We start from the raw sequence: 19,097 nt of genomic DNA, 5'->3' as shown, positions 1-19,097 counted from the left end.
TGAAAATGGCCGTCAAAAACGCAATGATAACCCCTAGCACAAGCAAAGTGCGCATCGTTTGTTCCTCCTTCATAATGAAAGTGGCAGGCGTTTCCCCTTTTATTATAGCGAATATGGCCAAGCATGTGAATGACCGCAGTTGGTTGTTAGGAGACAAAATTTTTTTTTGCGGCGAATGATACGGGACATCCTCGCATAAATTGTAATAATCTTGCTGTTAGACATCCAAGGGTGAGGAGGTCCTTTATGGATATTTTGCAAAAAATCGCCCGGTATCGGGAAGAAGAAGAAAAGTTGAAATGGGAAGGAACGTTTGCTGAGTATTTAAAGATTTTAAAAGAAAAGCCGTGGGTGGCCCAGTCGGCTCATTCGCGTGTTTATAATATGATCAAAGATGCTGGGGTCGAAGAGGTGAATGGGCGGAAACGATATAAGTTTTTCAGCCAGCACCTGTTCGGGCTTGAGGAGGCGCTTGAGCGGCTCGTTGAGGAATATTTCCACCCGGCGGCGAAGCGGCTTGATGTGCGGAAACGGATTTTGCTGCTGATGGGGCCAGTTGGCGGCGGGAAGTCGACGCTTGTGACTTTGCTAAAGCGTGGGCTTGAAGAGTATTCAAAAACAGAGCGCGGCGCGGTGTATGCCATTAAAGGGTGCCCGATGCATGAAGATCCGCTTCACCTCATTCCTCACCATTTGCGCGACGATTTTTACCGCGAATACGGCATTCGCATCGAAGGCGAGCTGTCGCCGCTCAATATGATGCGGCTTGAGAAAGAGTACGGCGGACGCATTGAAGACGTGCTAGTGGAGCGCATTTTCTTCTCGGAAAACCGCCGCGTCGGCATCGGGACGTTCAGTCCGTCTGATCCAAAATCGCAAGACATCGCCGATTTAACGGGAAGCATCGATTTTTCAACGATCGCGGAATACGGCTCCGAGTCCGACCCGCGCGCGTACCGGTTTGACGGCGAGCTGAACAAAGCCAACCGCGGGATTATGGAATTTCAAGAGATGTTAAAGTGCGATGAAAAATTTCTTTGGCATTTGCTGTCGCTGACGCAAGAAGGCAATTTCAAGGCTGGGCGGTTTGCTTTAATCAGCGCCGACGAATTGATTATCGCTCATACGAACGAAACGGAATATCGGTCGTTCATCGCCAACAAAAAGAACGAGGCGCTCCATTCGCGCATCATCGTCATGCCGATTCCATACAACTTGCGCGTCTCGGAAGAAGAGCGCATTTACGAAAAAATGATCCGCGAAAGCGATGTCGCCGACGTGCATATCGCTCCACATACGTTGCGGATTGCGGCCATGTTTACGATTTTGACGCGGTTGAAAGAATCGAAGCGGCCGGATGTGGATTTATTGAAGAAAATGCGCTTGTATGATGGCGAAATGATCGAAGGATTCAGCGAGGTCGATGTGGAGGAGCTGAAAAAGGAGCATCCGGACGAGGGGATGAGCGGCATCGACCCACGCTATGTCATCAACCGCATTTCTGCCTGCATCATTCGCAAAGGAGTGCCGTCGATCAATGCGCTTGACGTGCTTCGTTCGTTGAAAGAAGGGTTGGATCAGCATCCGTCGATCACGAAGGAAGACCGCGAGCGGTACTTGAACTTCATTTCGCTTGTGCGTAAAGAATATGACGAAATCGCCAAACAAGAAGTGCAAAAGGCGTTCGTCTATTCGTATGAAGAGTCGGCGAAAACGTTGATGGATAACTATTTGGACAACGTCGAGGCGTACTGCAACAAGACGAAACTGCGCGATCCGCTCACTGGCGAGGAAATGAATCCGGATGAAAAGCTGATGCGCTCGATCGAGGAACAAATCGGCATTTCCGAAAATGCGAAAAAAGCGTTTCGTGAAGAAATTTTAATCCGCATTTCCGCCTATGCGCGCAAAGGGCAGCGATTTGATTACAACTCGCATGAACGGCTGCGCGAGGCAATCCAGAAAAAACTGTTCGCTGATCTAAAAGATATTGTGAAAATTACAACGTCGACGAAAACACCGGATGAGCAGCAGTTGAAAAAAATTAACGAAGTCGTCGCCCGCCTCATTGATGAATACGGGTACAACTCCACGTCAGCCAACGAATTGCTCCGCTATGTCGGCAGCTTGTTGAACCGCTAGGCATGCCTCAAGCGCTGAGGCATGCTTTTTTTATCCTCCTCCTCTGTCTGACCGAGTTGCACAGGGAGGGTCGAGCAAAGACGACGCAGCGAGCTTCGCTAAAAGGAAGAGAACAAGAGGGCGCGAAGCTGATAATCGGGCTTGTCTACTTTTCTATTTTCCTCATTCATTGGTCAATTATTTTGAATTTTTGCATACGATAAAATAAACCAACTTGGCATAGTGATGGCCCGTTTTGATGACGCCAACATAAGTATATGCGGGAAAGCGAAAAGTGTGAAAATGATTTTTTCAAAGGAGGGGAAAACATGAAGGGGAATTTTGTTGTATCGAAGGAAGACTGGTCCCTCCACCGCAAAGGATATGATGATCAAAAGCGCCATCAAGAAAAAGTGAAGGAAGCGATCAAAAACAATTTGCCCGACTTAATTACGGAAGAAAGCATTATCATGTCCAACGGGCGCGATGTGATTAAAATTCCGATCCGCTCGCTCGATGAATACAAAATCCGCTACAATTATGAGAAAAACAAACACGTCGGCCAAGGAAATGGAGACAGCCAAGTCGGTGATGTGGTGGCCCGAGACGGAAGCGGGGAGGGGCAGGGGCCAGGAAAAGGCCAAGGTGCTGGCGATTTGCCGGGCCAAGATTATTACGAAGCTGAAGTGTCGCTGATGGAGATTGAGGAAGCGTTCTTTAGCCAATTGGAGCTGCCCAACTTGCAACGAAAAGAGCTGGATCAAAATGTAACCCAACATATCGAATTTAACGACATCCGCCGCACCGGGCTGATGGGGAATATCGATAAGAAGCGGACGATGCTCGCTGCCTTCAAGCGCAATGCCATGAACGGCAAACCAGGCTTTTATCCGATTTACCGTGAAGATTTGAAGTTTAAAACGTGGAACGAAGTCGTCAAACCAGAATCGAAGGCGGTCGTCTTGGCGATGATGGACACAAGCGGATCGATGGGCATGTGGGAAAAATATATGGCACGCAGCTTTTTCTTCTGGATGACCCGCTTTTTGCGCACGAAATACGAAACGGTGGACATCGCCTTTATCGCCCATCATACGGAAGCAAAAGTCGTCAGTGAGGAGGAGTTTTTCACGAAAGGGGAAAGCGGTGGAACGATTTGCTCATCAGCCTACCGCAAGGCGCTTGAACTCATTGAGACAAAATATCCACCGTCGCGCTACAACATTTATCCGTTCCACTTCTCGGACGGCGACAACCTGACATCGGACAATGCCCGCTGCGTGAAGCTTGTTCAGGAGCTGATGAAAGTATCGAACATGTTTGGGTATGGGGAAGTCAACCAGTACAATCGCCATTCCACGCTCATGTCGGCGTATCGCAATATTAAGGATGAAAAGTTCCGCTACTATATTTTGAAGCAAAAATCGGATGTGTTCCACGCGATGAAAACATTTTTCCGCAAAGAAGAGAGCAAGCAGCTTGTTTGATCCTCTTGTTGGCTGGAAGGGGGATTTCTTTTTTTTTGGAAGCGGGGAAGAGCGGTTTCCTTCCCCGTTGGATACGTTATTGCTTTTGTAATGTAGCAACCATGGCGAGCACGGCGCCAAGCACGTCTTCGCTGCTTGGAGCGTGTACGGTCAATAGCATCGGCGTCGGTTGGGCGCTGGCGATGACATGAACCGTGACGCCGTCTGTTTGGGCGGTGTACCAAACCGCATCAGTGAACGGCTTAGGCAACCCGTCCGTTTGTTGGCGGGCGGCGTTGGCGTCGACTGCTTGGGCATGTTCTTTCGCTAGTTGTTCATAGTTTGTTTCACCCGGAGAAAGCAAGCGGATGCGGGCGAATGCGTCGCCATGAAGCAGGACATCGGCACTCGGTTCTTCGGCGTCAAGCGTCCACCCTTCCAAAACATAGAGGGAAAAATGTTGATTGTCGCTCGTTTGCAGCGTCGCTGTTTCGGTGATGGTTTGGTTTCCTGTCCGATAGGACAAAGAAGTCGTTGGCTGCGAAGAGGCAGGTTGCTCTTCGTCAGCGGGCGGCTGCCCGGAGGTTTCTTCCTTTGCGGCTGCTTGTCTACTCGCCGCCGCATCCGATTGGCCGGAAGAAGCTTGCTTTTCGTTTGGCGGCTGCACATTGGCGGACGTTTCTCTTGAGGCGGCTGGCTGTTGTTCTTTCGCTGCTTTTGTTGCTGACTCCTGCGCTTTCATTCCGCAGCCAACCAGCAAGGCGGAGGCGACAGCGAGAGAGAACAACAGTTTCCAGTATCGAGTCATGTTCATTCCTCCTTATGTTCTCCATATACTCCCCATTATACCAATTGAAACGGTGGAAACAAACAGAATGGTTTCCCTATTTTTTCTGCTTGTTTGTTTTTGCACGTTGTTTGACGTGCAAGGCGATATGCGCCCCGCCCCAAACAGCGGCGACGAGCAGAACGCGTGAAGCAAATCCGTAAAGCATGTTGTCCCCCTCCTCATGTATACTAGATGGCAGGATCCACAATAATGTATGAAACGCGTTTCAAGGCAAGTCTTTTTTAGGGAGTGTGTGAATATGGCCAATATCCGTGACTTGGCGAAAGAGGCAGGCGTATCGGTGGCTGCTGTATCAAGGGTGTTGAACGGATATCCGTATGTGAGCGAGGAAAAGCGGAAGACGGTTGGGAAGCAGTGGAGAAGCTCAATTACACGAAAAATATTCAGGCCGTCCATTTGGCGAAAGGAAGGGCAGCGATTGTCGGCGTTATGCTTCCGTACATTCATCATCCTTATTTTTCTGCGATAATGGGAGGTATACCCAAAGAGGCGCTCCGTTATGGCTACCAACTGCTTTTGGTTCAGACGAATTATGACGTGGAGAGGGAACTCGAGGCGTTAGAGCGGCTGCGGATGAGGCAAATGGATGGGCTGATCGTGTGCTCCCGCGAAGTGGGCTGGGAGGCGTTTGCCGCTTATCAGGAAGACGGTCCCATCGTTTTTATGCGAACATGTCAGAGAGCACGATTTTCTTGCTGTTTACACCGTCGCTTTGCCACATTTTCAGCTGGGAGGGAAAGCGTTTCGCCTGATTCATCATTGGCTGGAGACAGGCAATGTGACGCGAAAGCAGGAAGAGCTGCCTGCCCGGTTGCTGGTGCGGGATACGGCATAATAGGGCCTGGCTTTCCGTCTCTGACAACCAGCTTGAAGCCGCTCGAAACGGCATCGTGTTATGTTGCTTTCAGATGGTACCGATTCACTGGGCGTCCGACGCCGCCGTATTGAACATCGAGCACGACTTTTCCCGTTTTCTCAAGGTACTCCAAATAGCGGCGGGCGGTGACGCGGGCGATGCCGACTCCTTCGGCCACTTCCTCGGCGGAAACGGGGAAGCGGTGTTGGCGCAAATAGGCGATCACTTTTTCCAATGTTACCTCATTCAGTCCTTTCGGAAGCTCGGAGGACGGTCCGGCCGGTTGTTCAGTCGCCCGCCTTAGGGCATCGAGTTCCACCTGGGTGAGCGATTCCTTTTCCGCAAGCGACCGGCGGAACGTCCGATAATTTTCCAACGCCTGTTTGAGCCGTTCAAATTTAAACGGTTTCACAATGTAATCGAAGGCGCCGTTTTGCAGGACGCGGCGCACCGTTTCAATGTCGCTCGCCGCGGTAATGGCGATGATATCAACTTCATGGCCGCGGGCGCGGATTTGTTTTAATGTTTCAAGGCCGTCCAGCTGCGGCATGTAAATATCAATCATCGCTAAATCCGGACGGAGCTCGTGAATGAGGTGGAGTCCTTCTTCACCGTTTCGAGCGAGGCCGATGACGGTGAAGCCGTCCACTTGTTCAATCATTTGCCGGTTCACTTCTTGCACCATCGGGTCATCCTCGATCAACAACACGCGATACATAGCCTTTTCCTCCTTCGTCTCGACGGGAGTGTCTTTCGCGGCCGCCGCTACATGAATGGGTAGTCACATATCAAAGGTAACAGTAAACACCGTTCCTTTCCCTTCCTCCGACTGCACATCGATGCGCCCGTTTCCCTTTTCCACAATTTGCTTCACCAAATACAAGCCGATGCCGCGTCCGTTTTCCCCTTTGGTTGAAAAGCCTTCATCAAAAATGCGGTCAATATGCTCGCGAGCAATGCCTTGGCCGTTGTCTTCGACCGAGAGGGAACAAATTTCTTCATTTTGTTCAAGGCTGACGTAAATTTCTTTTTCCCGGTCGGTTACGCCGCGAAAGGCATCGAAGGCGTTTTCAATTAAATTGCCAAGGAGAACAACAAAATCATGGTGATCGAGATGCGGCGGAAAGCGGTGCAGCCGGCTGTGCCGGTCGATTGTCACGCGGATGCCGAGCTCCTTGCCGCGGCGGATTTTGCTTAAGAGCAATCCAGAAATGCTTTCGTCCTTGATGTTGCGGCTTAAAAACTGCGTCAGTTCTGCTTGTTCCTCTGTAACTTGGAACACGTACTCGAGCGCTTTTTCAATATGGCCGAGCTGAATAAGGCCGGCGATCGTATGAAGCTTGTTCATGTATTCATGATTTTGCACGCGCAAGGCGTGGACAAACGCCTTTACGCCCGTCAATTCTTCGGCCAGCCGTTTCACTTCCGTCCGGTCTTGGAAAATGGCGATGGCGCCGACCGTTTTTCCGTTGACTTTGATCGGGATGCGGTTGCTCCAAATCGTTAAATTGCCGATCTGCAACTCCTTATTGTAAATCGGCTTGTTTACTTCCAAGATTTCCGGAAGGTGTGTGTCCGGAATGATGGAACGGATCGATCGGCCGATGACATCCCCTTTGACGCCGAGCATTTGTTTTGCCCGGTCGTTGAAGATGGTAATTTTTTCATCGCTGTCAATGGCGATGACGCCTTCATGCATGGCGTTAAACGCTTCCGTCCGTTCGATCAGCAGCTTGGCGATCTCATGCGGTTCCAGCTCAAACATTTGCCGCTTGATATGGGAGGCGAGCAGCCATGCGCCAATTCCACCGACAACGAGCGACAAAACGACCGCTACAGCAGCTTCTTCTTTCAAAGAATCAATGGCTTCAAAAAACGTCGGCAACCGGTAGGCGGCGATGACGACGCCAATTTGTTCGTGATCGCTGTTCATAATGGGAACGAAGGCGCGAACCACTGTCCCGATTTCCCCGCGGGCTTTGGAAGTGTACGTATGTTCGGCAAACGCCGGCCCCTCATCAGCACCGCGGGAGATCGTGCCGATCATCGCAGGAAGCGGATGGGAGAGGCGCACTTTGTTCATATCGAGAACGACGATATAGTCGGCGCTGTGAATGACGCGCACCCGCTCGACGACCGGATTGATCAGCGCCCGGCTTTGTTTGTTTTCGACAATATGGCGTCTGACTTCGGGCATCTCGGAGACGGTGCGCGCGGTTAGCAAGGCGCGCTGGCTGAGTTCCTCCTCCTTTGTATGGAAAAAGTCGCTGATGATGAATACACCGCTCAGCAACATGGAAAAGCTGACGATGGCGAAAATCAAAATCGTAATTTTCCAGCGAATCGGCAGCCGGTTCATGGCGGAACTCCTTTTTGGCAATCATGATTGCTGTTGAACATGCCATATGAATCGGGAAAGGAATAAATCAACGTTTTTTTTCATTATACCAAATCTTCTTGAATGGAAAGAAACGAAAGGTGTAAAATGGCGGTGGGGAACAAATATTCTGCCCGCCAGCATAGAAGATGGGGCATACGTAAGGCGTGGCGATTGCTGCTTTCAAACCGAATCCGTGAGCTCCAGCCGCTTTTTTGCTTCAATGATTCGAGTCGGCGGGGAGCATTCCGTTGGAGTGCAATTTTAGCAATAGGATGGAAGAATGGTGTGAACAATGGGGAAAAAGTGGAGAGCATGGACAATCCTTTTGTTTGTCGGCCTCGGTCTGGTCGGCTGGGCAGCTAGCCGTCAACTGGGACGTGAACCACTTGTTTATGACGACGAGCAAAAGGGGTTGAAAAAGCAAATCATTATTTATTTCAGCCATGTCGTAGCAGAGAATACGCCAAAAGGGTTGGCGGCGCAAAAGTTTGCCGAGCTCGTCGAGCAAAAAACAAACGGCCGCGTCAAAGTCGAAGTGTTCCCGAACGGCTCGCTTTATTCGGATGGGGAAGAGCTTGATGCGCTGTTGCGCGGCGACGTGCAAATGATCGCGCCATCATTTTCAAAGGTGACAGAGCTTGTCCCCGAATGGCAAGTGCTCGATTTGCCGTTTTTGTTCCGCGATGAGGACGACGTGCGCCGCGTGTTTACTGGAAAAGTGGGCGCCGAGCTGCTTCGGATGCTGGAGGCAAAAGGAATTAAAGGACTGGCGTTTTGGAGCAATGGATTTAAGCAAATGATGAGCACAACCCGTCCGCTCATCGCCCCTGACGATTTTCGCGGCTTGCGTTTTCGCATTATGCCGAGCGAAGTGATTGAAAAGCAGTTTCGTTTGCTTGGCGGTGAACCGGTTGCTGTTTCATTTGACCGCGTTTATCAGGAGCTTGAACAGCATAAGTTTGATGGGCAGGAAAATACGATTTCTAATATTTATTCGAAAGGGTTTTACAAATTTCAACCGTATATTACAATCAGCAATCACGGGTATCTCGGGTACGCAGTCATGATGAATCAGTCATTTTGGGACAGTTTGCCGAAAGACATCCAGCAAAAAATAACTGAAGCGATGGCTGAAGCGACGCGTTGGAATTTAGAGCAGTCGAAAGAGCAAAACGAACGGGAGCTCAAGCAGCTCGAGCGGCGTGAAGATGTCTTCCTTTACCGGCTGTCGGAAGAGGAGAAACGGAAATGGGAGCAGAAGTTCGCCCCGCTGTACGACGAGTTTACGAGGCAGTTTGGTTCCGGGCTTTTGAATGAAATTAGAGGATCGTAATAGGCTTCCGCGGGCGGAAGCTTTTTTGTTTTTGAACAGCAAAAAAGGTCAAGACCAAAAAGACCAAAACGACCATTATCACCATAATATTTTGATTTCAACGATTTTTCTTTATGATAATGTTGAAAGCGTTGCCAATATATCGAAAGGAGTGGGAGAAATGCGGAGAAAACTGAAAAACTTGACGGTGCAAGTCATCATCGGCATTATTTTAGGGATCATTGTCGGATTTCTATTTCCAGAATTCGGAGCGAAGTTAAAAGTATTGGCAGACGGATTTATTAAGCTGATTAAAATGGTGATCGCCCCGATCATTTTCTTCACCGTCGTCATCGGAATCGGCAATATGGGCGACTTGAAAAAGGTCGGCCGCATCGGCGGCAAGGCGCTCATTTATTTTGAAATTGTCACGACGTTTGCGTTGGCGATCGGGATTGTCGTCGTCAACCTTGTCAAACCAGGGGTTGGGTTTCATACCGATGCAGTAAAAGGCGGCGACATTTCACAATACACGAAACAAGCGGAAGAAACAAGCCACGGTTTTGTTGACTTCATTTTAAGCATCATTCCCGACAACGTCGTTGCCGCGATGGCGAGCGGCCAACTGCTTCCGGTGCTCTTCTTCGCCGTGTTGTTCGGTTTAGCGGCTGCCGCGCTTGGGGAAAAAGCAAAACCAGTGATTTCCTTGTTTGAACGGCTGGCAGAAATTTTCTTCGGCGTCGTCAACATGGTTATGAAGGTGTCGCCGATCGCCGCGTTCGGCGCGATGGCGTACACGATCGGCACGTTCGGCCTCGGATCGCTCGTGTCGCTCGGTAAACTGATGGGTTCTGTTTACATTACGATGGCGCTCTTCATTTTCGTCGTGCTTGGCGGGATTGCCAAGTTTTATGGGTTTAACATCTTTAAGTTTCTCGCTTATATCAAAGAGGAACTGTTGCTTGTTTTGGGCACGTCTTCGTCTGAATCAGCGCTGCCGCGGCTGATGGAACGTTTGGAAAAATACGGGTGCTCGAAATCGGTTGTTGGTCTTGTCGTTCCGACAGGGTATTCGTTTAACCTAGACGGCACATCGATTTACCTGTCGATGGCAGCCATTTTCATCGCCCAAGCGTACGGCATTGATTTAACCATTTGGCAAGAGCTGACGTTGCTTGGCGTATTAATGCTCACCTCGAAAGGGGCAGCAGGGGTTACCGGTTCGGGATTCATTACGTTGGCAGCGACTTTGGCGGCGTTCCCGATGATTCCGGTCGAAGGCATCGCCTTGTTGCTTGGGGTTGACCGCTTCATGTCGGAAGCGCGGGCGATTACGAATATTATCGGCAATGCTGTAGCGACAGTGGTTGTTTCGAAAATGGAAAACGAGTTTCATCCGAACGAAGCTGAAGTGGAGCGCGCCTCGATGAGCGTGGCCAAATAAGAGTCAGGAGCCGATCTGCAAGTCCAATTGACAGCTTTTCCGTTCGCATGTTTCTGACTGCGTCGGGAAAGGAGCCGCACGCTGCAAATCGCCGAATGGATGAAAAAAGGAATGCAATGACAGCGCGAGGGGAACGTTTCCCCTCGTTTTTGCGTTGATTTTCCCCTAAAGAAAGAACAAGAGGGACGTGGGGAAGTGAGAAAGGAGAGCAAGCATATATTTTGATTTTCTTTCCCTCTTTTCCCATAATGAAACTATAATGACGCTCGAGGAGGAGAGGATATGAACGGCCTGCAAGATTGCGCCACTTTGCATAACGGGGTGAAAATGCCTTGGGTCGGCCTTGGCGTTTATAAAGTCAAAGAAGGGGAGGAAGTAAGAAGCGCGGTGCGCACCGCGCTCGAGATCGGCTACCGCCATGTCGATACAGCCGCTTTTTATGAAAACGAAGAAGGTGTCGGTCGAGCGATCCGCGAATCCGGCATTCCTCGCGAACAAGTGTTCGTGACAACGAAAGTATGGAACACCGATCAAGGGTATGAGACGACGCTGAAGGCGTTTGACAAAAGTTTGAAAAAACTCGGGTTCGATTATGTCGACTTGTATTTGGTCCACTGGCCGGTGAAAGGGAAGTATAAAGAGACGTACAAGGCGCTGGAAAAGTTGTATAAAGACGGTTATGTGCGCGCGATCGGCGTAAGCAATTTCCATATCCACCATTTGCAAGATGTACTGGCGGATTGTGAAACCAAGCCGATGGTCAACCAAGTCGAGTATCACCCGCGCCTGACGCAAAAAGAGTTGCTTACGTTTTGCCGGGAAAACGGCATCCAGCTTGAAGCATGGTCGCCGCTCATGCGCGGGGAAATTTTAAGCGAACCGACGATCATTGACATTGGGCGCAAGTACGGGAAAACGCCGGCGCAGGTGGTGTTGCGCTGGGATTTGCAACACGGCGTTGTGACGATCCCGAAGTCGGTGACGCCGGCGCGGATCAAGGAAAACGCTGATATTTTTGATTTCTCGCTGACCGACGAAGAAATGAAACAGATCGACGCGTTGAACTTGAACAAACGGGTCGGTCCTGACCCAGACAATTTCAATTTTTGATGTCCCCATCAGCCAAATAGCGCCTCGATGCAGGCGCTGTTTTTTTTTGAAACCGGAGCGGGCCGTTTGACGTATGAAAAGGTGAGCAAGTACAATAAATAATAGTATACACATTTGATGAACATTGAAAAAACGGAGGGTGCTGTGATGCTATTCCATCCGATGGATATTTTCATTTTTATCGCCTTCCTGATATCGCTTTGGGCGCAATGGAAGGTATCAAGCAATTTCAATGCCTGGTCTGAAGTTCCAGCCTCATCGGGGTTGACGGGGGCGGAAGTGGCGCGCATGATTTTAGACCGCCACGGGCTGCACCATGTGCCGGTGGAGGTCGTGCCAGGGAGATTGTCCGACCATTATGATCCGATTTCCCGCACGGTCCGTTTGTCGGAGCCGGTCTTTTATGGGCGTTCAATCGCTTCCATTTCCGTTGCCGCCCACGAGGTTGGCCATGCCGTTCAACACCAGCAAGGCTACGCTGCGCTCGTCCTTCGCCACCGGATGTTTCCGATTGTGAACTTCGCTTCGGGCGTTGCGCCGTTGTTGTTGCTCGTTGGATTTGTGCTCCATCAATTTTCGCTGATTGGACTCGGCATTTTGTTTTTCTCGCTGGCGGTGGCCTTCCAAATCATTACCTTGCCGGTGGAGTTCAACGCGAGCGCACGGGCGAAGCGGTTTATGCTGGCTGAAGGGTTGATCGCCCCAAATGAAGCGCGCGGCGTAAACAAAGTGCTTGGCGCGGCGGCGCTGACATACGTCGCGGCAACGTTGATTGCCGTGTTTGAGCTGCTGAAATATGTGCTCATTTTCACCCAAGGGAACAATAATGAGGAATCGTAACATATTGGGCCGCCTAAGGCGGCCCAGCGGCATCATCGTCTATCAGCTGCAATGGAAACTTTTGTGTGCAGGAGGTGTAACCTGGGCGCTTCATCCGCGCTCGGAGACGAATTGGATATAGCCAGTTTGCTGTTGGTGGCGTTTCTCATCGCTTGCACCGCCTTTTTTGTCGCTTCTGAATTTGCGATCGTCAAGGTGCGCAGCTCGCGCATCGATCAGCTTGTCAATGAAGGGAATCGACGGGCGGTCGCGGCGAAAAAAGTGATTTCGAATTTGGACGGCTATTTATCGGCGAACCAGCTCGGCATTACGCTCACCTCGCTTGGCCTTGGCTGGCTTGGGGAGCCGACGGTGGCGCGGATGTTGCTGCCGCTGTTTGAACGCCTCCATTTATCGGAATCCGTCTCCCACTTTTTAGCGTTTATCATTTCGTTTTCGCTCATCACCTTTTTGCATGTCGTCGTCGGTGAATTAGCGCCGAAGACGTTTGCCATTCATAAGGCGGAAGCGATTACGCTGTTTACGGCTCAGCCGCTCATCTGGTTTTACAAAATCATGTATCCGTTCATTTGGACGCTCAACAACTCTGCGCGGCTCGTGACGCGCCTGTTTGGCCTCAGGCCGGTGGCGGAGCATGAAATCGCCCACTCTGAGGAGGAGTTGCGCCTCATTTTATCAGAAAGCTACAAAAGCGGGGAGATCAATCAGTCAGAGTACCGCTATGTCAATAACATTTTTCGTTTTGACGACCGCATAGCGAAAGAAATTATGGTGCCGCGCAAAGAAATTGTGGCGCTCGATATTAACAAAAGCGTCAAGGAAAACTTGGACATCATTCGCGAAGAAAAGTATACGCGCTATCCGGTCATTGACGGCGATAAAGACCATGTGCTTGGACTCATCAACGTGAAAGAGGTGTTTACGGACTTTATTGCCAATCCGTCCAACGAAAAGCAGATGAAAGACTATATCCGCCCGATCATTCAAGTGATTGAATCGATCGCCATTCACGATTTGTTGGTCAAAATGCAAAAAGAACGCATCCATATGGCGATTTTGGTCGATGAATACGGCGGCACGTCTGGACTGGTTACAGTCGAGGACATTTTGGAAGAAATCGTTGGCGAAATCCAAGATGAGTTTGATATTGATGAAACGCCGCTGATTCAAAAAATAGACGATCGATTGATCTTGGATGGCAAAGTGTTGATCAGCGAAGTGAATGATTTGCTTGGGCTGGACATTGACGATGATGACGTCGATACGATCGGCGGCTGGATTTTAACGAAGCATTATGATATCAAACCAGGCGAGAGTGTAGAAATCGATGGCTACTTGTTTACGGTGAAGGAAATGGATGGCCATCATGTGAAATCGCTGGAAGTGGCAAAAAAAGAGCCGAGCAAAGAGGAGGAGGCGGCAGGCGCCGAAGAGGAGGAGTTGCGTTTGTAAGGCAGACGGGGGCGTCTGCCTTTTCTCGTTTCGGCCGAGAAATCCCCTCCTCCATTGAAGGACAGCAGGGTAGATCAATGGTAAATGCGCGAAAGGTCGGTGGGAAAATCGCTTGTTGGCGCGAGACAAATGACCTCTTCGTTTGTAAACGGGTGGCGGAACGTTAGCTTAGCGGCATGAAGCGCATGGCGATGAAACACTGGTTTGCCGCCATAAAGCACATCGCCGACGAGCGGATGGCCGAGATGGGCCAAATGGACGCGGATTTGGTGCGTCCGTCCAGTCTCGAGAGAAAGCTCGACAAGCGATGTTGACGGGAATGTTTTGATGACGCGATAGTGTGTCACCGCTTTTGCCCCCGTCTTCGAGACGCGCCGGCGCGTTGGATGGTGGCGGTCGCGGCCGATTGGCGCGAAAATGGTTCCTGATTTCGGGGACAAACGACCGTGAACAAGGGCGACGTACGTCCGCTTGATGGCACGGTGGGCGAGCATCCGATCGAGCGTCGCACCGGCAAGCGGGTGTTTGGCAAATAAAATCGCTCCCGACGTGTCGCGGTCAAGTCGGTGAATGTGGCGCACTTTTGTTAAAATTGCCTGCGACTGCAAATAAAACGCGACCGCATTGGCGAGCGTGCCGGTTTGCCCCGGTTCGGACGGATGAATGTCGATGCCGGCTTCTTTGTTCAAGACGAGCAGATGGTCGTCCTCCCATAAAATCGAAAGCTCCCGATATTCTGGAACGATGAACGACGGCTCCGGCTCATATGCGTAAAGCTGAAGCCGGTCGCGTTCGTTGAGCACCGTCTTCCAGGGAACAGCCTGGCCGTTCAGTTTGACGCCGTGTTCCATCCGCCAACGGTGGGCGAGCTTTTTCGAGGCGGCCCATACGTCTTTCAGGAGCTGTTCAATCGTCAAACCGCTCCACCAGCTAGGGATGATGCATTCCAGCCAATCGCCTTTTCTTGTCCACAAAGGTTGTCACACTCCCAATTGTTTGTTAGCTGTGGAAACACTTTCTACCCCTATCCTTGCGCGAGATATGGTACACTCATAGTATCGTCTTAGTGATGGAAAACGCAAGCATTGCGGCGAGAAAAGGTGGTATGGACGTTGAAAATGATGTATGCAGCGACTCCGGAACAAGAGCATTACATGCAGTATTTGCTCAACTACTTTTATACCGATGTGTTCCCGTATTACTTCGATGATGAACAAATCCGTCAATTTGAGGAATGGGGCATTCTTTCGCTGGATCACGAACATGTGGCATATAATGGAACGATGAAAGAGGCTTTCCAAATCATTTCAGCGTTGCAATCGCTCATTACCGTCATCGAACATATCGGAGAGCATGGGGATTTGGAACAGTATGAATGGCTGTTTGTTCGCAATCAAAAGATTTTGGCCCGCCATGGCATTGCCTTTCCTTTTCATGCCAAGCAGTTCACTTGCAGGCGGCTTTGGCCGTGCAGCGTGTATGCGCCTCCGGCGAGCCAATGGGTGATTTGACAATCCGCACGCCTAAAGGTGTGGGATTCTTGGGTCGTTAACACCCTCATCCATTTCTGGTTCGGACAACGCCCAAGTTCGGGGGTGTGTCATCACCCCGTCCCATCGGGTTAGGATGTACCCCAATGGGCGGCGCACCTGCGACCGGTGCGCTAGGTTAGGCGGCGAAGCCCGAAATCGCTTTGGCGATGTTGATCGCGCCATTCAAGTCGGCGTGGAGGGTGTATCCGCACTTTTGGCATCGGAAGCGGATGCCGTTTCGGTTCGCTTTCTCTCGATGCCCGCATCGGCATGTTTGACTTGTGTAGGTCGGATTCACCCATCTTCACTTGTCACTGTGCAATGAGGAAAACCAGTTTCGGAACGTTTGTTCGTCATGATACCCTTCGATGCGTTTGATTTCTTTGCCGTTTTCGTAATGGACGATCGTCGGGGTGGCTTCAATATGGTACGCATCCCACCCGTCTTCGAATTCAAGCAAGTTGAACAGCTTTAAATCGATGCCAAGCTCCTTTGCGAGCGGCACGACGATCGGCGTTGTCCGCTGGCAGTGAGGGCATGTCGGGCTGTAAAAGTAAACGGTGAGCGTCTTGCCGTCAGCCAGCTGCTGTTTCAACTCCGCGGGCAAAATAATGTTGCGGTAGTTCGGGTCGTCAAGTTGGGCGATGGTGGCTGGGTTGAGCTCACTTTTATGGTAAGGATTGTTGCTTGCGGCTTCTTTTTGTTCGTACATCGTAATAAACGCGATCGCAGCGAACAGGACGACAATGATGCCGCCAAATGCGAGCAGTTTTTTCAACGTTCGCTCTCCTTTCTTTGCTGGCGCATGACGGTCCAACTTAACAACATAATGATCATAAAGGCAGTGAACGCCAAAAATGGAATGGTGATAAATCCAAGCCAGTTTATATATTGCCCTGTGCACGGAATGCGGCCGCAGCTGATGGCGTATTCTTGAAGCAGCGGAATTTTTTGCAATCCATAATGATACAGAGAAATACCCCCGCCAATCAATGACAGTGTGAAGCTATAGCGAGCTGCCGCAGCGTCTTTGCGCACAATGGCGATTCCTAAAATCACGACTTGCGGGTACATAAAAATGCGTTGAAACCAGCAAAGATCACAAGGAATAAAGCCGAGCACTTCAGAAAAATAAAGGCTTCCGAGCGTGGCGATGAGCGCGGTCGCCCATGCGGCCAAAAGCAAGTTCTCCGCACGTTTTTCTCGTTCCATGTTCTCTCCTTCTTCCCATCATGTTCCCGATCTTGCCTCCGTTAGCTCCATTATAAGGGATGGAAAACGGCACGTCCATTCATAACCGGCAAAGGGCAGGAAAGAAAACAACATTTTCTATCTATATCGCTCGACAAACGAGCCATACTAATCGGTGAAAGGGGAGGATCACATTGACGAACAACAGCGGAAACAAAGTGCAGGACATTATGACGAAAAACGTCGCAACGATTTCGCCGAACCAAACGGTGCAAGAAGCAGCGCAAATCATGAGCCAAAAAAATATTGGGGCGCTTCCGGTTGTGGAAAACGGGCAAGTCAAAGGGATGATTACGGACCGCGATATTACGTTGCGTGTTTCGTCCCAAGGAAAAGACCCGTCGACCGTCAAAGTAGCGGAGGTCATGACGAACCAAGTCGTCACCGGTACGCCGAATATGAGCGTACAGGAAGCCGCGAATGTCATGGCCCAACATCAAGTTCGCCGTTTGCCGATCGTGGAAAACAACCAGCTTCAAGGCATTGTTGCGCTAGGCGATATTGCGACGAACAGCGCATCAAACGAAGCGGCTGAACAGGCGTTGACGAACATTTCGGAGCCGTCGCAGCCGCAAGGGTAATGGGGGAAAAAGGATGCCCACATTTTTTCCAGGGCATCCTTTTTCTTTTGGCAGGTATATTGTATGATGGGAGCGAATACATAAACAGGGAAAATGAAAATCAAGGGGGAACAGCGATGGAGTGGAGACAAAAATACGAACAATGGCTGCGTGAGCCGCAGCTCGATCCGGAATTGAAGCGGTTGTTGGAACAACGCCGCAATGATGAACGATGGCTGGAGGATTGCTTTTACAAAAATCTCGAATTCGGCACCGGCGGCATGCGCGGCGAGATTGGCCCGGGGACGAACCGAATGAACATGTATACGGTGCGAAAAGCGTCGGAAGGATTGGCGCGATACATACAATCGTTTGGGGATGAGGCGAAGCAACGCGGGGTCGTCATTGCCTATGACTCCCGGCATAAGTCGCCGGAATTTGCGATGGAGGCGGCGAAAACGTTGGCTACGAACGGCATTCAAACATACGTGTTTGATGAATTGCGTCCAACGCCGGAACTGTCGTTTGCTGTTCGCTATTTGCGGGCGTTTGCCGGCATTGTCATCACCGCTAGCCATAATCCGCCCGAATATAACGGCTATAAAGTGTATGGAGAGGACGGGGGACAGCTGCCGCCTGCTGTCGCCGACCAAGTGATCCGCTATGTCAATGAAGTCGAAAATGAGCTCGCCATTCATGTGGAAGATGAGGAAACGTTAAGAGAAAAAGGTCTTATTCGCATCATCGGAAGCGAAGTCGATGATGCTTATATCCATGCGGTCAAAACGATTTCCATCCATCCGGAGCTCGCTCGGGAAGCGGCGATCAATATCGTGTTTACGCCGCTTCACGGCACGTCAAACAAACCGGTGCGCCGCGCGCTCGCTGAGCTCGGCTACCAAAACGTCTTTGTCGTCAAAGAGCAGGAGCTGCCGGATCCGAATTTCTCGACGGTCGCCTCGCCCAATCCGGAAGAACACGCGGCCTTCGCTATGGCGATGGAGTTGGGCAAGCAAGTGAACGCCGATCTGTTGATCGCCACCGACCCGGATGCCGACCGGATGGGCGTGGCGGTTACAAATGACAAGGGAAACTATGTCGTGCTGACCGGCAATCAAACCGGCGGCTTGTTGCTCCACTATTTGCTGTCGCAACGAAAAGCTCAAGGCACTCTGCCGGAAAATGGTGTTGTCTTAAAAACGATCGTGACGTCTGAATTTGGTCGGGCGATCGCCCAATCGTTTGGTCTTGAGACGGTCGATACGTTGACCGGTTTCAAATTCATCGGCGAAAAAATGAAGGAATACGAACAAACAGGGCAATATGCGTTCCAGTTCGGATATGAGGAAAGCTATGGGTATCTGATCGGCGATTTTGTCCGCGACAAAGATGCCGTGCAGGCGGCTGTCCTCGCGGCGGAAGTGTGCGCGTTTTATAAAAAGCAAGGGCTATCGTTGTATGAGGCGCTCTTGCAATTGTTTGACCAGTACGGCTATTATCGCGAGGGGCAACGATCGCTCACGCTGAAAGGCAAAGAAGGAGCAGAGGCGATTGCCGCGATTTTAGCGTCGTTCCGCCAACAGCCGCCGGTGGAGGCCGCGGGGAAAAAGGTGACGGTGATTGAGGATTACAAAACGAAAGAGCGGACGAACACGTTGACCGGCGAAAAAACGGCCATTGATTTGCCGACATCCAATGTGCTCAAGTATATCTTGGAGGATGGCTCGTGGTTTTGTCTGCGTCCATCAGGGACGGAGCCGAAAATGAAGGCGTACTTCGGCGTCAAAGGGACGTCGCTGGAGGACAGCGAAGAAAGACTAGCCCGCTTAACAGAAGCCGTCATGCAGCGCGTAAAGGATGTGCTCAGCACCGTTTCTCCTTCTTATGCGCAATGATCAGCACAATCTGCGGGGAATTGGCATC

18 protein-coding genes and 1 pseudogene are annotated in these 19,097 nt (G+C 50.7%); 12 read left to right on the top strand and 7 right to left on the bottom strand.

The window, feature by feature from the left end; genetic code table 11:
• The first annotated feature begins 246 nt into the window (after positions 1 to 246).
• Together CWI35_RS07525 and yhbH are read left to right on the top strand one after the other, a co-directional pair.
• Complete coding sequence (locus CWI35_RS07525; RefSeq protein WP_011229990.1) at positions 247 to 2,142, top strand: PrkA family serine protein kinase; 1,896 nt, start codon at positions 247 to 249, stop codon at positions 2,140 to 2,142.
• Positions 2,143 to 2,450: 308 nt separating this feature from the next.
• On the top strand, positions 2,451 to 3,608 hold the full coding sequence (yhbH, locus tag CWI35_RS07520; protein WP_025039066.1) for a sporulation protein YhbH: 1,158 nt from the start codon (positions 2,451 to 2,453) through the stop codon (positions 3,606 to 3,608).
• Between the two features lie 76 nt (positions 3,609 to 3,684).
• On the opposite strand, the gene CWI35_RS07515 is transcribed toward yhbH, so the two are convergent.
• Positions 3,685 to 4,395, bottom strand: coding sequence for a hypothetical protein (locus tag CWI35_RS07515; protein WP_023634418.1), 711 nt, complete (start codon positions 4,393 to 4,395; stop codon positions 3,685 to 3,687).
• A 235-nt stretch (positions 4,396 to 4,630) separates the two neighbouring features.
• Between CWI35_RS07515 and CWI35_RS18825 the strand changes: the two genes are divergently transcribed.
• Positions 4,631 to 4,906 (top strand): LacI family DNA-binding transcriptional regulator, encoded by a 276-nt coding sequence (locus tag CWI35_RS18825; RefSeq protein WP_306372130.1) that lies wholly within the window; start codon positions 4,631 to 4,633, stop codon positions 4,904 to 4,906.
• Positions 4,867 to 5,385, top strand: a complete 519-nt coding sequence (locus tag CWI35_RS18555; RefSeq protein ID WP_346426317.1) for a type 1 periplasmic-binding domain-containing protein — start codon at positions 4,867 to 4,869, stop codon at positions 5,383 to 5,385. Before CWI35_RS18825 ends, CWI35_RS18555 begins: the two co-directional genes overlap by 40 nt.
• On the opposite strand, the gene CWI35_RS07505 is transcribed toward CWI35_RS18555, so the two are convergent.
• Positions 5,331 to 6,011, bottom strand: a complete 681-nt coding sequence (locus tag CWI35_RS07505) for a response regulator (RefSeq protein ID WP_011230062.1) — start codon at positions 6,009 to 6,011, stop codon at positions 5,331 to 5,333. The genes CWI35_RS18555 and CWI35_RS07505 overlap by 55 nt on opposite strands.
• 63 nt (positions 6,012 to 6,074) lie before the next feature.
• On the bottom strand, positions 6,075 to 7,652 hold the full coding sequence (locus CWI35_RS07500) for an ATP-binding protein (RefSeq protein ID WP_011230063.1): 1,578 nt from the start codon (positions 7,650 to 7,652) through the stop codon (positions 6,075 to 6,077).
• Between the two features lie 313 nt (positions 7,653 to 7,965).
• Between CWI35_RS07500 and CWI35_RS07495 the strand changes: the two genes are divergently transcribed.
• The 5 genes from CWI35_RS07495 to CWI35_RS07475 all read left to right on the top strand — a co-directional run bounded on the left by CWI35_RS07495 (position 7,966) and on the right by CWI35_RS07475 (position 13,831).
• Positions 7,966 to 9,006, top strand: coding sequence for a TRAP transporter substrate-binding protein (locus CWI35_RS07495; RefSeq protein ID WP_014194935.1), 1,041 nt, complete (start codon positions 7,966 to 7,968; stop codon positions 9,004 to 9,006).
• A gap of 160 nt (positions 9,007 to 9,166) precedes the next feature.
• Positions 9,167 to 10,429 carry a dicarboxylate/amino acid:cation symporter gene (locus CWI35_RS07490; RefSeq protein ID WP_025039067.1) on the top strand — a complete coding sequence of 421 codons (1,263 nt, stop codon included), beginning with the start codon at positions 9,167 to 9,169 and terminating at the stop codon, positions 10,427 to 10,429.
• A gap of 282 nt (positions 10,430 to 10,711) precedes the next feature.
• Entirely contained in the window at positions 10,712 to 11,539 is an 828-nt protein-coding gene (locus tag CWI35_RS07485; protein ID WP_025039068.1) for an aldo/keto reductase, read from the top strand.
• 147 nt (positions 11,540 to 11,686) lie between these two features.
• Positions 11,687 to 12,379 (top strand): zinc metallopeptidase, encoded by a 693-nt coding sequence (locus tag CWI35_RS07480; RefSeq protein ID WP_011230067.1) that lies wholly within the window; start codon positions 11,687 to 11,689, stop codon positions 12,377 to 12,379.
• A gap of 111 nt (positions 12,380 to 12,490) precedes the next feature.
• A complete protein-coding gene (locus tag CWI35_RS07475) occupies positions 12,491 to 13,831 on the top strand; it encodes a hemolysin family protein (RefSeq protein ID WP_011230068.1) in 1,341 nt (446 codons plus the stop codon).
• 74 nt (positions 13,832 to 13,905) lie between these two features.
• Here CWI35_RS07475 and CWI35_RS07470 read toward each other — a convergent pair whose 3' ends face one another.
• Positions 13,906 to 14,805: an RluA family pseudouridine synthase gene (locus CWI35_RS07470; RefSeq protein ID WP_011230069.1), complete on the bottom strand. Its 900-nt coding sequence runs from the start codon at positions 14,803 to 14,805 to the stop codon at positions 13,906 to 13,908.
• A 138-nt stretch (positions 14,806 to 14,943) separates the two neighbouring features.
• On the opposite strand from CWI35_RS07470, the gene CWI35_RS07465 reads away from it, so the two are divergent.
• On the top strand, positions 14,944 to 15,342 hold the full coding sequence (locus tag CWI35_RS07465) for a YhcU family protein (RefSeq protein WP_014194938.1): 399 nt from the start codon (positions 14,944 to 14,946) through the stop codon (positions 15,340 to 15,342).
• A gap of 157 nt (positions 15,343 to 15,499) precedes the next feature.
• On the opposite strand, the pseudogene CWI35_RS07460 reads toward CWI35_RS07465, so the two are convergent.
• The 3 genes and pseudogenes from CWI35_RS07460 to CWI35_RS07450 all read right to left on the bottom strand — a co-directional run.
• Positions 15,500 to 15,664: pseudogene (locus tag CWI35_RS07460) on the bottom strand (zinc ribbon domain-containing protein); the annotation flags it as partial.
• Between the two features lie 3 nt (positions 15,665 to 15,667).
• Positions 15,668 to 16,141 (bottom strand): thioredoxin family protein, encoded by a 474-nt coding sequence (locus CWI35_RS07455; protein ID WP_011230071.1) that lies wholly within the window; start codon positions 16,139 to 16,141, stop codon positions 15,668 to 15,670.
• Positions 16,138 to 16,575 (bottom strand): disulfide formation protein C, encoded by a 438-nt coding sequence (locus tag CWI35_RS07450; protein ID WP_011230072.1) that lies wholly within the window; start codon positions 16,573 to 16,575, stop codon positions 16,138 to 16,140. The genes CWI35_RS07455 and CWI35_RS07450 overlap by 4 nt, the downstream gene beginning before the upstream one ends.
• A gap of 173 nt (positions 16,576 to 16,748) precedes the next feature.
• Between CWI35_RS07450 and CWI35_RS07445 the strand changes: the two genes are divergently transcribed.
• Positions 16,749 to 17,195 (top strand): CBS domain-containing protein, encoded by a 447-nt coding sequence (locus CWI35_RS07445; protein WP_011230073.1) that lies wholly within the window; start codon positions 16,749 to 16,751, stop codon positions 17,193 to 17,195.
• Between the two features lie 116 nt (positions 17,196 to 17,311).
• Positions 17,312 to 19,069 carry a phospho-sugar mutase gene (locus tag CWI35_RS07440; protein WP_011230074.1) on the top strand — a complete coding sequence of 586 codons (1,758 nt, stop codon included), beginning with the start codon at positions 17,312 to 17,314 and terminating at the stop codon, positions 19,067 to 19,069.
• Positions 19,070 to 19,097: the final 28 nt, after the last annotated feature.

The sequence above is a fragment of the [Bacillus] caldolyticus genome, from assembly GCF_003595605.1.
In the GTDB taxonomy this organism is placed as follows: domain Bacteria; phylum Bacillota; class Bacilli; order Bacillales; family Anoxybacillaceae; genus Geobacillus; species Geobacillus thermoleovorans.
The sequence above is the reverse complement of the archived record's forward strand: the minus strand, read 5'-3'. Positions and strand labels throughout refer to the sequence as shown.

Excerpts from the sequence above, each read along its gene's own strand:
- CWI35_RS07525 (WP_011229990.1), top strand. The coding sequence starts at position 247 with ATGGATATTTTGCAAAAAATCGCCCGGTATCGGGAAGAAGAAGAAAAG.
- yhbH (WP_025039066.1), top strand. The coding sequence starts at position 2,451 with ATGAAGGGGAATTTTGTTGTATCGAAGGAAGACTGGTCCCTCCACCGC.
- CWI35_RS07515 (WP_023634418.1), bottom strand. The coding sequence starts at position 4,395 with ATGACTCGATACTGGAAACTGTTGTTCTCTCTCGCTGTCGCCTCCGCC.
- CWI35_RS18825 (WP_306372130.1), top strand. The coding sequence starts at position 4,631 with ATGAAACGCGTTTCAAGGCAAGTCTTTTTTAGGGAGTGTGTGAATATG.
- CWI35_RS18555 (WP_346426317.1), top strand. The coding sequence starts at position 4,867 with ATGCTTCCGTACATTCATCATCCTTATTTTTCTGCGATAATGGGAGGT.
- CWI35_RS07505 (WP_011230062.1), bottom strand. The coding sequence starts at position 6,011 with ATGTATCGCGTGTTGTTGATCGAGGATGACCCGATGGTGCAAGAAGTG.
- CWI35_RS07500 (WP_011230063.1), bottom strand. The coding sequence starts at position 7,652 with ATGAACCGGCTGCCGATTCGCTGGAAAATTACGATTTTGATTTTCGCC.
- CWI35_RS07495 (WP_014194935.1), top strand. The coding sequence starts at position 7,966 with ATGGGGAAAAAGTGGAGAGCATGGACAATCCTTTTGTTTGTCGGCCTC.
- CWI35_RS07490 (WP_025039067.1), top strand. The coding sequence starts at position 9,167 with ATGCGGAGAAAACTGAAAAACTTGACGGTGCAAGTCATCATCGGCATT.
- CWI35_RS07485 (WP_025039068.1), top strand. The coding sequence starts at position 10,712 with ATGAACGGCCTGCAAGATTGCGCCACTTTGCATAACGGGGTGAAAATG.
- CWI35_RS07480 (WP_011230067.1), top strand. The coding sequence starts at position 11,687 with ATGCTATTCCATCCGATGGATATTTTCATTTTTATCGCCTTCCTGATA.
- CWI35_RS07450 (WP_011230072.1), bottom strand. The coding sequence starts at position 16,575 with ATGGAACGAGAAAAACGTGCGGAGAACTTGCTTTTGGCCGCATGGGCG.
- CWI35_RS07440 (WP_011230074.1), top strand. The coding sequence starts at position 17,312 with ATGGAGTGGAGACAAAAATACGAACAATGGCTGCGTGAGCCGCAGCTC.